Origin of the sequence: Streptomyces sp. NPDC058864 (assembly GCF_042742985.1) — a bacterium.
GTDB lineage: Bacteria > Actinomycetota > Actinomycetes > Streptomycetales > Streptomycetaceae > Actinacidiphila.
Genome location: NZ_JBHYMQ010000002.1, coordinates 1 through 12,685 on the forward strand (window position 1 = coordinate 1; position 12,685 = coordinate 12,685).

Consider the following 12,685-nt stretch of genomic DNA (forward strand, 5'->3'; position numbering starts at 1 on the left):
GGCCATCCCCGAGGGGGTGGCCGGGCGCCTTTCGCGTACGTCCGGGTCGGGGTCCGGACCCGGGCCGTGTCGCCCTAGCAGCCGAGCAGCCGGCCGCCGAGGTAGGCCTCGACCTGGTCCAGCGAGACGCGCTCCTGCTTCATGGTGTCCCGCTCGCGCACGGTGACCGCGTTGTCGTCGAGGGTGTCGAAGTCGACGGTCACACAGAACGGGGTGCCGATCTCGTCCTGACGGCGGTAGCGGCGGCCGATGGCGCCGGCGTCGTCGAACTCGATGTTCCAGTGGCGGCGCAGGTCGGCCGCGAGGCCCTTGGCCTTCGGCGAGAGCTGCGGGTTGCGCGACAGCGGCAGGACGGCGACCTTGACCGGCGCCAGGCGCGGGTCGAGGCGCATGACGGTGCGCTTCTCCATCACACCCTTGGCGTTGGGGGCCTCGTCCTCGTTGTACGCGTCGAGCATGAAGGCGAGCATGGCGCGGTTGAGACCCGCCGCGGGCTCGATGACGAACGGGAAGTAGCGCTCGCCGGCCTCCTGGTCGAAGTACGACAGGTCCTGGCCGCTGGCCTGGCTGTGGGCCTTGAGGTCGTAGTCCGTGCGGTTGGCGATGCCCTCGAGCTCGGAGTACTCGGTGCCGCCGAAGTTGAAGCGGTACTCGATGTCGACGGTGCGCTTCGAGTAGTGGGACAGCTTCTCCTTCGCGTGCTCGTACCAGCGCATGTTCTCCTCGCGCATGCCCAGGCCCCGGTACCAGTCCCAGCGCTGCTGCATCCAGTACTCGTGCCAGGTCTCGTCCTCGCCCGGCTTGACGAAGAACTCCATCTCCATCTGCTCGAACTCACGGGTCCGGAAGATGAAGTTGCCGGGGGTGATCTCGTTGCGGAAGGACTTGCCGGTCTGGGCGATGCCGAACGGCGGCTTGCGGCGCGAGGTCGTCTGCACCTGGGAGAAGTTGGTGAAGATGCCCTGCGCGGTCTCCGGGCGGAGGTAGGCGACCGAGCCGGAGTCCTGGGTCGGGCCCAGGTGGGTGGCGAGCAGCCCGGAGAACTGCTTGGGCTCGGTGAAGGTGCCCTTGTTGCCGCAGTTGGGGCAGTTGAGGTCGGACAGGCCGTTGGCCGGCAGGTGGCCGTGCTTGGCCTCGTACGCCTCCTCCAGGTGGTCGGCGCGGTAACGCTTGTGACAGGAGGTGCACTCGGTGAGCGGGTCGGTGAACGTGGCGACGTGACCCGAGGCCTCCCAGACCTCGCGGGCCAGGATCACCGAGGAGTCGAGGCCGACCACGTCCTCCCGGGAGGTGACCATCGCACGCCACCACTGGCGCTTGATGTTCTCCTTCAGTTCGACGCCCAGCGGCCCGTAGTCCCAGGCGGCGCGCTGACCGCCGTAGATCTCGCTGCAGGGGAAAACGAAGCCACGGCGCTTGCTCAGGCTGACGATGGTGTCGATCTTGTCGGCGGCCACGGTGCTCTCTTCAGACGACGAAGCGGTCGGTGAGGTCCGCCGGGGCGCGTGCGGTCCGGCGAATACCTCAGATTACCGGCGGGGGCGGGGCCCGTATCAAATCGGTTCCGTGGTCCGGGGGCACAGGGACCGGCCACAAAGCCAATTGACAATCGTTTCCAGTTTTGTTGAAAATGGGAGTCATGAACATAGGTCGCGCTCTGGTCCCCCTCGCCGCCGTCGCCGGCCTGGTCGCCGTGTCCGCCTGCTCCACCGCGGGCGCGAACGGGGCGGACGGCAGGCTGAGGGTCACCGCTTCCTTCTACCCGATGCAGTTCCTGGCCGAGCAGATCGGCGGCGGGTACGTCGACGTGACGGCACTGACCAAGCCCGGGACCGAACCGCACGACCTGGAGCTCACCCCCCGGCAGACCGGCGAGCTGGGCGAGTCCGACGTCGTCGTCTACCTCAAGGGGCTGCAGCCCGCCGTCGACGACGCGATAGCGCAGTCCGGCGTGGAGAACACCGTCGACGCCGCCTCGCTGACCCCGCTGGAGGACCACGGCACCGAGGTCGACGGCCACCACCACACCACCGGGGACAACCACACGGGGCACGAGGACGGCGAGGACGGCGAGGACGGCGAGGACGCCGGTGCCGACCCGCACATCTGGCTCGACCCGGTCCGCTACGCCGAGGTCGCCGAGGGCGTCGGCAAGGCCCTCGCCAAGGCCGACCCGGCCCACCGCGCGGCCTACGAGAAGAACGCCGCCGCGCTGGTGGCGAAGCTGGACGCGCTGAACACCGACTTCGAGGACGGGCTGAAGAACCGCACCTCGGACACCTTCATCACCACCCACGCCGCCTTCGGCTACGTCGCCGAGCGCTACGGGCTGGTCGAGGAGGCGATCAGCGGTGTCGACCCGGAGTCCGAGCCCAGCGCCGCCCGGATGAAGGCGCTGCACACACTCGCCCAGGACAAGGGCGTCAGCACCGTGTTCTTCGAGACCCTGGCCAGCGACCGGACCGCCAGGACCCTCGCCGGCGACCTCGGCCTGAAGACCGCGGTGCTCGACCCGATCGAGGGCATCACCGACAAGTCCGCGGGCCGCGACTACTTCGAGGTCCAGCACAGCAACCTTCAGGCCCTGCGCACGGCGCTCGGCGCGAAGTGAGGCGATGATGACGGAGCCAGGTACGGAGGCCGGAATGGACACGGTCATAGCGATGCGGGGTGCCACCGCCACGCTCGGCCCACGCCCGGTGCTGCGCGGCGTCGACCTGACCGTGCGGCGCGGCGAGGTCGTCGCGGTGCTCGGCGCCAACGGTTCGGGCAAGTCCACCGCGATCCGCGCCGTGGTCGGCCAGGTGCCGCTCACGTCGGGCGGACTGGAGCTGTTCGGCACCCCGCTGAACCGGTTCCGCGAGTGGGCCCGGATCGGCTACGTGCCGCAGCGCACCACGGCGGCCTCCGGCGTCCCCGCCACCGTGCGCGAGGTCGTCTCAGCCGGGCGGCTGGCCCGTACGAGGCTGGGTCTGCCCCGCAAGGCGGACCGCCGGGCGGTGGAGCGTGCCCTGGAGCTGGTCGGGATGGCCGACCGGGCCGGCGACCCGGTCGAGGCGCTCTCCGGCGGCCAGCACCAGCGGGTGCTCATCGCCCGCGCGCTGTCCGTCGAACCCGAACTGCTGATCATGGACGAGCCGATGGCCGGCGTCGACCTCGCCAGCCAGGAGGTGCTCGCCGGAACGCTGCGCGAACAGGTCTCGCTGGGCACCACCGTGCTGCTGGTGCTGCACGAACTCGGCCCGCTCGAGCCGCTGATCGACCGCGCGGTGGTGCTGCGCGACGGCTGCGTCGTGCACGACGGGCCCCCGCCGAAGGCCCAGGGGCAGCACGCGCTGCCCGGCCACGACCATGTCCACCCGCACGCGGACCACGCGGCCGAGCCGATCCGGACGGGGCTGTTCTGATGGAGCTGTTCTCCTACGCCTTCATGCAGCGGGCGCTGATCGCCGCCGTCCTCGTCGGCATCACCGCCCCCGCGATCGGCATCTACCTCGTCCAGCGCCGCCAGGCCCTCATGGGCGACGGCATCGGGCACGTCGCCCTCACCGGTGTCGGCCTCGGCTTCCTGCTCAGCGCCAACCCGGTGTGGATGGCGACGGCCGTGGCGGTCGCGGGCGCGGTCGTCATGGAACTCATCCGCTGGTACGGCAGGACGCGCGGCGACATCGCGCTGGCCATGCTCTTCTACGGCGGCATGGCGGCGGGCGTGCTGTTCACCTCGCTCGCGCCCAACGGCTCCAACGCCAATCTGCTCACCTATCTGTTCGGCTCCATCACCACCGTCTCCCCGCAGGACATCACCGCGATCTGTCTGCTGGCCGGCTTCGTGGTGCTGGTCACCGTGGGCCTGCGGCGGCAGCTGTTCGCGGTCTCCCAGGACGAGGAGTTCGCCCGGGTGTCCGGCCTGCCGGTGCGGCTGCTCAACCTGCTGGTCGCCGTCACCGCGGCGGTCACGGTCACGGTCGCCATGCGGGTCGTCGGACTGCTGCTGGTCAGCGCGCTGATGGTGATCCCGGTCGCCGCCTCGCAGCAGATCGCCCGCAGCTTCGCCACGGCCTTCGCGCTGTCGGTCGTGATCGGCGTGGCCGTCGCCTTCTCGGGGACGGTGACCTCGTACTACGCCGACGTGCCCTCCGGGGCGACCATCGTGCTGCTGGCCATCGGCGTCTTCGTCACGCTGACGCTGCTGGCCGCGCCGCTGGCGAAAAAGCGTGCACGCCGTGCCCCGGTGGACGGAACACGGTGCACTCTGGAAGTACCCGCGGCGCGTCCCACCGAGGACGACGTCCGGGTCTGAGCGCCCGGCCTGGCAGAATGACCGACCAACCGACCGAGTAGGAGGCCACCGGTGACGACCGCCAAGCCCCCCGTCCGCGGACGATCGACACGGCAGCGTGCCGCCGTCGCCGCGGCCCTCGCCGAGGCCGACGAGTTCCGCAGCGCCCAGGAGCTGCACGACCTCCTGAAGCACCGGGGCGATTCGGTCGGCCTCACCACGGTCTACCGCACGCTGCAGTCCCTCGCCGACGCCGGCGAGATCGACGTGCTCCGCACCGGGGACGGCGAGTCCGTCTACCGGCGCTGCAGCAGCGGTCACCACCACCACCTGGTCTGCCGGGTCTGCGGCAAGGCCGTCGAGGTCGAGGGTCCGGCGGTCGAGAAGTGGGCCGACACCATCGCCGGGGAGCACGGCTTCGTCGACGTCGCCCACACCGTGGAGATCTTCGGCACCTGCGCCGACTGCGCCGGCTGCGGCGGCGGCGCCGCGCAGGCCTGAGCCCGCGCCGGTCAGCGGTCGTAGCAGCGGTACGAGCCGTCGCCGGCCCGGCCGACGCTGTTGTGGGACCAGCAGTGCAGGGCGGGGGCGACGGTGCACATCCGCCACGCGAGGAGCGCGGCCAGACACAGGGCCGCGCCGCGCGCCGCCCTTGAGCCCCGGACCGCCACCGCGACCCCGCCCGCGGCCGGCAGGGCCGCGAGCGCGCACAGGTAGACGACCAGGGGAGCGGTGTTGTCGCGCAGGCCCGGACCCGACTCCATCTCCATCGTGGCGAGGAAACCGAGCATCACCAGGCAGGCGCAGGCCGCGAAGAGCACCGCCGCGCCGCAACCGCGCCCGGCGGCCACAGCTCGGGCCGCGCCACCGCGCCGTCCGTCCATGCCCCTCCCCCGTGTCCCGCGGTCGCCGGTGGGCGACCGCGGGGTGACCACTGACTACTCGGTGTCCGCGCCGCTCCGCGCGCCCTGCGGCTGCTCGTTGGGGATCGCGCCGCCGAAGCGGCGGTCGCGGGAGGCGTACTCCAGGCACGCGCGCCACAGGTCGCGGCGGTCGAAGTCCGGCCAGAGGACGTCCTGGAAGACCATCTCGGCGTAGGCGGACTGCCAGATCAGGAAGTTGGAGGTGCGCTGCTCGCCGGAGGGGCGGACGAACAGGTCCACGTCCGGCATGTCCGGGTGGTACATGTACTTGGCGAGGGTCTTCTCGGTGACCTTGGAGGGGTCGAGGCGACCCGCCTTTATGTCCTCGCCCAGGCGCGCCGCCGCGTCGGCGATCTCGGCACGGCCGCCGTAGTTGACGCACATGTACAGCGTCATCGCGTCGTTGTCGCGGGTCATCTCCTCCGCGACCTGGAGCTCCTGGACGACCGACTTCCACAGCCGGGGCATGCGCCCGGCCCAGCGGACGCGGATGCCCATCTCGTGCATCTCGTCGCGGCGCCGGTGGATGACGTCCCGGTTGAAGTTCATCAGGAAGCGGACCTCGTCGGGGGAGCGCTTCCAGTTCTCGGTCGAGAAGGCGTACAGGGAGAGGTTCTTGACCCCCAGCTCCAGACAGCCCTTGAGGACGTCCAGCACGACGGACTCGCCGACCTTGTGCCCCTCGGTGCGGGGCAGCCCGCGCTCCTTGGCCCAGCGGCCGTTGCCGTCCATCACGATGGCCACGTGCTGGGGGACCAGTTCACCTGGGATCTTGGGGGGCTGCGCGCCGGACGGGTGCGGGTCGGGAGCCCGGTACTCGCGCCGGGGACGGCTCAGAATCCCGCGTACTGCCATGACCTTGCTCTCCACTTCCTGTGCCTCACGACTTGGTGCTGCAGGGTCCGCCGGGTACCGCTACTTCTCGATGAAGCGCAGACTGCGCAAGCCGCGCTCCAGGTGCCACTGCAGATACGCGGCGACCAGTCCGCTGCCCTCCCGGCAGTGGCGCGGCTCGCACGCGTCGGCGGTCTCCCAGTCCCCTCCGAGCAACGCGCCGAGGAGTTCCAGTGACTCCAGTGAGGGTACGACGCTTCCGGGCGGGCGGCACTCGCCGCATACGACTCCTCCCGCGGCGACCGAAAAGAACCGGTTCGGGCCGGGCATCCCGCACTTCGCGCAGTCCCCGAAGCTCGGCGCGTAACCGTTGACCGCCAGCGAGCGCAGCAGGAAGGCATCGAGCACCAGGCGCGGGTCGTGCTCACCACCGGCGAGCGTGCGCAGGCCGCCGACCAGCAGCAGGTACTGCTGCACGGCCGGTTCGCCCTCGTGGTCGGTGAAGCGCTCGGCGGTCTCCAGCATCGCCGTGCCCGCGGTGTAGCGGGCGTAGTCGGTGACGATGCGGCTGCCGTAGGGGGCGATCGTCTCGCCCTGGGTGCACAGCGGCAGTCCGCGGCCGACCAGTTCCCCCCCGCGCGCGAAGAGCTGCACGTCCACGTGGGAGAAGGGCTCCAGCCGCGCCCCGAACTTGGACTTCGTGCGCCGCACGCCGCGGGCCACCGCCCGCACGCGGCCGTGCCGGCGGGTGAGCAGGGTGATGATCCGGTCCGCCTCGCCCAGCTTCTGGGTGCGCAGCACGATGCCGTCGTCGCGGAACAGACTCATGCGCCCATTCTCCCGTACGGAGCGACCGGTCCGGCCCGGGTCGTACGCTACGGCCCATGTCGATCACAGCGACCGTCGCCGTGCTGCTCATAGCGGCCCTCCACGTCTACATCCTGGTCCTGGAGATGTTCCTTTGGACCACCCCCCGTGCCAGGGGAGCCTTCGGCACCACCGCGGAGTTCGCGGAGGAGAGCAAGGCTCTCGCTGCCAACCAGGGGCTCTACAACGGCTTCCTCGCCGCCGGGCTGGTGTGGGGCGCCCTCGCCGCGGACCCGGTGGGCTTCCAGGCGAAGGTGTTCTTCCTGGTCTGCGTGGCGGTCGCCGGGCTGTACGGCGCCGCGACCGCGAGCCGCCGGATCCTGTTCGTGCAGACCGTGCCGGCGCTCGTCGCCCTGGCCCTGGTGCTGCTCGCCCGCTGATGGACTCCGTCACCCACCGCATCACGGCGACCGGCCCCGACGGCACCGGACCGGAGGTGCCGTACGGCTACGCAGACCGGCAGCGGCGGATGCTCGAGTGCCGGCACTGCGCATGGCGCGAGCCGATCACCTGGGGCGGCGCCGAGGACAAGGCGCCGGCTCATCTGTCGCGGGCCCATCTGTCGCAGGCCCACGGCGCCACCGGGGCACCGGCGACGGCCGCGGACCCGCGGACGCGGGTCACGACGCTTGGGACGATGCCCGCCTGCTTCGCCGTCGCTGCCGTGGTCCTCCTCCGGGCGGTCAGCCGCTGAGCCCCGGCGTCCCGCCGGGCGCGACCAGCCCCGACTCGTAGGCCGCGATCACCAGCTGCGCGCGGTCGCGGGCGCCGAGCTTGCCCATGATCCGGCTGACGTGCGTCTTGGCGGTGAGCGGGCTGAGGCCCAGCGCCTCGGCGATCTCGGTGTTGTTCAGGCCTCGCGCGACGAGGGTGAGCACCTGCCGCTCCCGTTCGGAGAGCGCGGCGAGCCGTTCCGGCGCCGGGCCGCCCGGTGACGGGCTCTCGGGCAGGCGCAGCACCCGGGCGATGAGCCGCGCGGTCGGCCCGGGCGAGAGCAGCGCCTCGCCGGAGGCGACCGTGCGGATGGCGTCGAGGAGGTCGGCGGGGCGAGTGTCCTTGACGAGGAAGCCGCTGGCCCCGGCGCGCAGTGCGGGCAGGACGTGGTCGTCCGTGTCGTACGTGGTGAGCACCAGCACCCGGACACCGGCCAGGTCCTCGTCGGCCGCGATGAGCCGGGTGGCCTCGATGCCGTCGAGGTCCGGCATGCGGATGTCCATGATCACCACGTCGGCGCGGCCGGTGCGGGCCGCCGCCACGGCCTCCCGGCCGGTGGCCGCGTGCCCGACGACCCGCATGTCGGGGGCGGACTCGACGAGCATCGCGAACGCCTCGCGGACCAGGGTCTGGTCGTCGGCGAGCAGGACCCGGATCACGCCGCGCCTCCCGGGAGCACGACACCGCCGCCGCCCAGCGGGAGAACGGCCGCGACGGCGAAGCCGCCCTCCGCGGAGGGACCGGCCGTCAGGGTGCCGCCGACGCTGCGGGCCCGCTCGCGCATGCCGATGAGGCCGTAGCCGGCCGGGGCGGGTTCCTCCTGAGGCGGCCTGGCCGGCACCATGGCCCGCCAGGGACGCCATCTGCCGTCCTGCTGCGGCGGGAGGGGCGCCTCCGCCCCCGTACAGCGGGGACCGTCGTCGGTGACGGCGATGCGCAGCGCCGCCGCCTCGGCGTCCAGCAGGACGCCCACCCGGACCCGGGTGCCGCCGCCCGCGTGCCGGACCGCGTTGGTCAGGGCCTCCTGCACGATCCGGTACGCCGCCGCGCCGATGGCCGGGGGCACCCCGTCGGCGCCGGGCTCCACCGCCAGTTCCACCCGGGCCCCGGCGGCCTCCGCCGACCGGGCCAGGTCGGTGACCCCGGCGAGGCCCGGCAGCGGCCCGCGCTCGTCGTCGCCGCGCAGCACCTGCAAAGTGGCGCGCAGTTCCGTGCGGGCGTCGCGGCAGGTCTCCGCGATGTTGTCCAGGGCCCCGGCGACGGCCGTGCGGTCCAGCCGGTCCGGGTCGGCGAGCAGCACATGGGCGGCGACCGAGGTCTGCACGCCGATCACGGTGATGCTGTGGGCCAGCAGGTCGTGCAGGTCGCGGGCGATCCGCAGGCGCTCCTCGGCGACCCGGCGGGCCGCCTCCTCCTCGCGGGTGCGCTCCGCGCGTTCGGCGCGCCCGACGATGGCGGCCACGTACTTGCGGTGGATCCGCACCGCCTCGCCGGTCAGTGCCACCGCCACCACCCAGCCGCCGCTGCGCAGCATGTCGGTCGCCGCGTGCCGGTCGGGCGTCGCCGACATCACGCCGACCATGATCGCGACGACCGCCGCCACGGTGAGGTACGTCCGCGGCGGCGGCCCGGCGACCGCGAGCGAGTAGATCGCCACCATGCTCGCCGGGACCACGGCCAGGTGGAGGTTGTCCATGGCGTGGTACGGGGCGACGGCCGCGACCATGACGAGCATCACGGTCATCGGCCACCGCCGCCGGGCGGCCAGCACCAGCGCGGTGACCACCAGCAGCGCCCAGCCCGCCGCGTCCGGGCGGTGCCCCTGCCCGGACGGCAGGAGGGCGCCCATGGCGCTCTGGAGCGCGAGCACGCCCACGGCGAGCGCGGCGTCCTGGTGGGCGCGGACGGCGGGCGGGAGGGGCGGCGGCTTCGGCACGGCTCCATCTTCCGTTACGGGGTAGGCGGCGTGACAGACCGGTTCACGGGCCCGTTCGCAGACTCGTGCGCGGCCGGCTCAGCCGGCCCGGCCACCAGACGCGCTCGCGCAGCGCCACACTCGCGGAGGTCACCAGGTAGGTGCGGACGAGGAAGGTGTCCAGCAGGACCCCCACGGCGATGACGAAGCCCATCTCCACCAGTGACACCAGCGGCATGTTGACCAGGACCGAGAACGTGGCCGCCAGCACCAGCCCGGCCGAGGCGATCACCCCGCCCGTGGTGCGCAGCGCGGTGACGGCTGCGGCGGCCGGCGCGGCCCCCGCCAGCGACTCCTCGCGCATCCGGTGCATGAGGAAGATGCCGTAGTCGACGCCGAGCGCCACGAGGAAGACGAACGACAGCAGCGGCAGCCCCGGGTCCGTGCCCTCGAAGCCGAAGAGCGGCCCGAAGACCAGCCCGCCGATGCCCAGCGCGGCTCCCCACACCGCGATCACGGCCGCCACGAGCAGCAGCGGCGCGACCAGGCTGCGCAGCAGCACGACGAGGATCAGCAGCACGGCCGCCAGGACGAGCGGCACGACGACCCAGCGGTCGCGGGAACTGGTGCCGGCCAGGTCGGTCTGCTGGGCACTGGGCCCTCCGACGTGGGCGCCGTAGGGGCCGTCCAGTTCCGCGCGCAGGGCGTGGATGGTCGCGGTCTCGCCGGGCGACTCGGGCGGCGCCTGCGCGGTCACCGACACCTCCGTCCAGCCGCCGCCGCTGCGCCCGCGTTCGGCGGATGCGACGCCTTCGGTGCCCCGGACAGCGGCCAGCACCTCGTCGGCCCGGCCGGTGGGCGCCATGACCGTGATCGGCTGGGCGGAGCGGCCGGGGTCGGCCTCGGCGAGGATGCGCATGGCGGCGACCGACTCCGGGGCGCTGGTGAAGGCGTCGTCGCTCTTCAGGCTGCCGGGCAGCGCCAGGGTCCCGAGCGCGAGCGCCCCGAGCAGCACCGCGCCACCCGTGAGCACGGCCGGCGGACGGCGTGCCGCCGAGCCGCCCATCGCCGCGAACAGCCCGCGCGGACGCGGCACTTCGCTGCCGTACGCCGGGACGAGCGGCCAGAAGACCCGGCGGCCCAGCAGCACCAGCAGCGCGGGCAGCAGCGTCGTCATCGCCAGGAGCGCGCACAGCACCCCGACCGCGGCGATCGGGCCCATGCCCCGGCTGCTGTTGAGGTCGGCGGCGAGCAGGCAAAGCAGGCCCGCCGCCACCGTCGCGGAGGAGGCCAGCACCGCGGGCCCGCAGCCGCGCAGCGCGGCGCGCATGGCGTCGTACGGGCGTGGCACGCGCCGGAGTTCCTCGCGGTAGCGGGAGACGATCAGCAGCGCGTAGTCGGTGCCGGCGCCGAAGACCAGGATGGTCATCACGCCCTGGCTCTGTCCGGTGACGGTGATGCCGAAGGCCTGGTGGAGTCCGTAGACCCCGGCCATCGCGGCGGCGTCGGCGACGCCCGCGACGAGCAGAGGCAGCAGCCACAGCAGGGGGCTGCGGTAGATGAGGATCAGCAGGACGGCGACGACGGCCACCGTGGTCCACAGCAACGGCCCGTCGAGGGAGGAGTACACCTCCTTCATGTCGGTGTTGAGCGCGCCGGGGCCGCCCACGTGGGCGGTCAGCCCGTCGCCGCCCTCGGCCCGGTCGCGGACGTCGGCGACGAAGGCGTTCCTGGCCGCGTCGTCCTGGCCCGGCCCGGTGCTCGCCACGGGGTACATCAGTGTGTCGCCGTGCGACAGGACGGCGTGCGGCGTGCCGCCGGTGAGCCGGTGCGCCCGCGCGATGCCGGCGATCTGGGCGGCGGCCTTGTCGCGGTCGGCGGCGGTCAGCCCGCCGTCGCGGTGGTAGACGACCACGAGTTCGGTGGCCTCGCCGCCGGGCAGCGCGTCCTGGAGCCGGGCGACCTGCGTGGAGTCGGCGCTCACCGGGAGGTAGTCCACCGCCCGGTTCTGCTGGGCGTCGGCGAGCTTGCCGGCCAGTGGGCCGGCCAGCGCCAGGACGGCGATCCACAGGGCGAGCACCGCCCAGGGGAGCGCGCGGGCGCCCCGGCTCCTTTCCCGTCCTCGCGTCCGCGGCGGCACGGCCGCCGGTGTGGTCTCAGTGGTCGGGGCCCCCATCTCGGGCCTCCCTCCGGGCCGGTGGTCTGGTCCCTTCCAGACTTCCGGCGCGGGGGCGCCTTTTCGTCGGGCCCGGGACCGAGCCCGGCGTTACTGCCCGGGGTGCGGTGCGGGCCCCGTTACTCCCCGGGGAGTACGCCCGGGGGTGGTCAGGGGGCGACCGTCAGGACGGCGTGCGGGCCGCGGCCTCCAGGATGCGTTCGGTGTCCTCGCCGACCAGGCCGAGGCAGCGGCCGACGGCACCGAGGACCTCGCGCTCGGCGGGCAGGTAGGGACCGTCGGCGAGGGCGATGTGGGCGCCCTGCAGCAGGATGTGCTCGCGGCCCTGGGGGGCGAGGTGGCGGGAGAGGGGTTCCAGGGCCTCGTGGAGCTCGATGGACAGCCAGCTCCCGCAGCCGTCGAGGGCGTCCGCGAGCCCGTCGGCGTCCAGGGCGTCGGAGGCACCGGGGAACCGGCCCTCGTCGGCGACGATCGCGGCGAGCAGGCCGAGCAGCTGGTCCTCGGTGCAGTCGGTGAACCCGGCCGAGCGGACCGCGCCGACGGCGGCCTCGCGGGCGCCGCGTCCCATCGCGCCGCCCGCGGTGAGCACGGCGAGGGCGACGGTGTGGACGGCGTCGCGGAGCATGGCGGAGAAGACGGTGGTGGTCGGCTGCTCCAGGACCTCCGGGCCGTGGTGCGCGCGGCACACCACGCACTCGACGACCGTGCCGGCCGAGCCGCGCGGCAGGAGGGGCAGGCCCAGCAGGGTCAGCCGCCGGGTGCCGGTGCGCCGCCGGTAGCCGCGGTCGCCGCCGCAGCCGGCGCAGAAGAACTCCCCGTCACCTTCGGTGTGCCAGACCGTCCGCACGCCCAAGATGCACAAGCCCTTGATCTGGAGCACTTCGCACCCTCCGGCCGCCATCCCGATTACACCGGTTCGTCCCATTACGCGCCGTACGCGTGGGTAACGCTCCGGCAACGGCGCCGTAATGACGTGA

14 protein-coding genes are annotated in these 12,685 nt (G+C 73.1%); 6 read left to right on the forward strand and 8 right to left on the reverse strand.

What is annotated here, in order from left to right:
* Positions 1–74: 74 nt before the first annotated feature.
* Positions 75–1,457 (reverse strand): glycine--tRNA ligase, encoded by a 1,383-nt coding sequence (locus tag ACFW3D_RS01650; protein ID WP_500500194.1) that lies wholly within the window; start codon positions 1,455–1,457, stop codon positions 75–77.
* Between the two features lie 182 nt (positions 1,458–1,639).
* On the opposite strand from ACFW3D_RS01650, the gene ACFW3D_RS01655 reads away from it, so the two are divergent.
* The 4 genes from ACFW3D_RS01655 to ACFW3D_RS01670 are packed head-to-tail and all read left to right on the forward strand — an operon-like array spanning position 1,640 to position 4,780.
* Positions 1,640–2,611: a metal ABC transporter solute-binding protein, Zn/Mn family gene (locus ACFW3D_RS01655; RefSeq protein ID WP_500500196.1), complete on the forward strand. Its 972-nt coding sequence runs from the start codon at positions 1,640–1,642 to the stop codon at positions 2,609–2,611.
* A gap of 34 nt (positions 2,612–2,645) precedes the next feature.
* Positions 2,646–3,407 carry a metal ABC transporter ATP-binding protein gene (locus tag ACFW3D_RS01660; RefSeq protein WP_500500198.1) on the forward strand — a complete coding sequence of 254 codons (762 nt, stop codon included), beginning with the start codon at positions 2,646–2,648 and terminating at the stop codon, positions 3,405–3,407.
* A complete protein-coding gene (locus ACFW3D_RS01665; RefSeq protein WP_500500200.1) occupies positions 3,407–4,300 on the forward strand; it encodes a metal ABC transporter permease in 894 nt (297 codons plus the stop codon). Before ACFW3D_RS01660 ends, ACFW3D_RS01665 begins: the two co-directional genes overlap by 1 nt.
* Positions 4,301–4,351: 51 nt before the next feature.
* Complete coding sequence (locus ACFW3D_RS01670) at positions 4,352–4,780, forward strand: Fur family transcriptional regulator (protein ID WP_500500202.1); 429 nt, start codon at positions 4,352–4,354, stop codon at positions 4,778–4,780.
* An 11-nt stretch (positions 4,781–4,791) separates the two neighbouring features.
* On the opposite strand, the gene ACFW3D_RS01675 is transcribed toward ACFW3D_RS01670, so the two are convergent.
* The 3 genes from ACFW3D_RS01675 to recO are packed head-to-tail and all read right to left on the reverse strand — an operon-like array spanning position 4,792 to position 6,864.
* Positions 4,792–5,163: a hypothetical protein gene (locus ACFW3D_RS01675; RefSeq protein WP_500500204.1), complete on the reverse strand. Its 372-nt coding sequence runs from the start codon at positions 5,161–5,163 to the stop codon at positions 4,792–4,794.
* A gap of 54 nt (positions 5,164–5,217) precedes the next feature.
* Entirely contained in the window at positions 5,218–6,057 is an 840-nt protein-coding gene (locus tag ACFW3D_RS01680) for an isoprenyl transferase (RefSeq protein WP_500500206.1), read from the reverse strand.
* A 60-nt stretch (positions 6,058–6,117) separates the two neighbouring features.
* The gene (recO, locus tag ACFW3D_RS01685) at positions 6,118–6,864 is read right to left on the reverse strand and encodes a DNA repair protein RecO (protein ID WP_319162673.1); all 747 of its coding nucleotides are present in this window, start codon (positions 6,862–6,864) and stop codon (positions 6,118–6,120) included.
* Positions 6,865–6,920: 56 nt separating this feature from the next.
* On the opposite strand from recO, the gene ACFW3D_RS01690 reads away from it, so the two are divergent.
* Both ACFW3D_RS01690 and ACFW3D_RS01695 read left to right on the forward strand, forming a co-directional pair.
* A complete protein-coding gene (locus ACFW3D_RS01690) occupies positions 6,921–7,283 on the forward strand; it encodes a DUF1304 domain-containing protein (RefSeq protein ID WP_500500209.1) in 363 nt (120 codons plus the stop codon).
* Positions 7,283–7,597, forward strand: coding sequence for a hypothetical protein (locus ACFW3D_RS01695; RefSeq protein WP_500500211.1), 315 nt, complete (start codon positions 7,283–7,285; stop codon positions 7,595–7,597). Before ACFW3D_RS01690 ends, ACFW3D_RS01695 begins: the two co-directional genes overlap by 1 nt.
* Here ACFW3D_RS01695 and ACFW3D_RS01700 read toward each other — a convergent pair.
* From ACFW3D_RS01700 to ACFW3D_RS01715, 4 genes are all read right to left on the reverse strand, one after another.
* Positions 7,587–8,222: a response regulator gene (locus ACFW3D_RS01700; RefSeq protein WP_500500697.1), complete on the reverse strand. Its 636-nt coding sequence runs from the start codon at positions 8,220–8,222 to the stop codon at positions 7,587–7,589. The two genes, ACFW3D_RS01695 and ACFW3D_RS01700, sit on opposite strands and share 11 nt — an antisense overlap.
* 50 nt (positions 8,223–8,272) lie before the next feature.
* Positions 8,273–9,553 (reverse strand): sensor histidine kinase, encoded by a 1,281-nt coding sequence (locus tag ACFW3D_RS01705; protein WP_500500213.1) that lies wholly within the window; start codon positions 9,551–9,553, stop codon positions 8,273–8,275.
* Positions 9,554–9,596: 43 nt separating this feature from the next.
* Complete coding sequence (locus ACFW3D_RS01710; protein ID WP_500500215.1) at positions 9,597–11,708, reverse strand: MMPL family transporter; 2,112 nt, start codon at positions 11,706–11,708, stop codon at positions 9,597–9,599.
* 163 nt (positions 11,709–11,871) lie between these two features.
* Positions 11,872–12,609, reverse strand: coding sequence for a TerB family tellurite resistance protein (locus ACFW3D_RS01715; protein WP_500500217.1), 738 nt, complete (start codon positions 12,607–12,609; stop codon positions 11,872–11,874).
* Between the last annotated feature and the right edge of the window lie 76 nt (positions 12,610–12,685).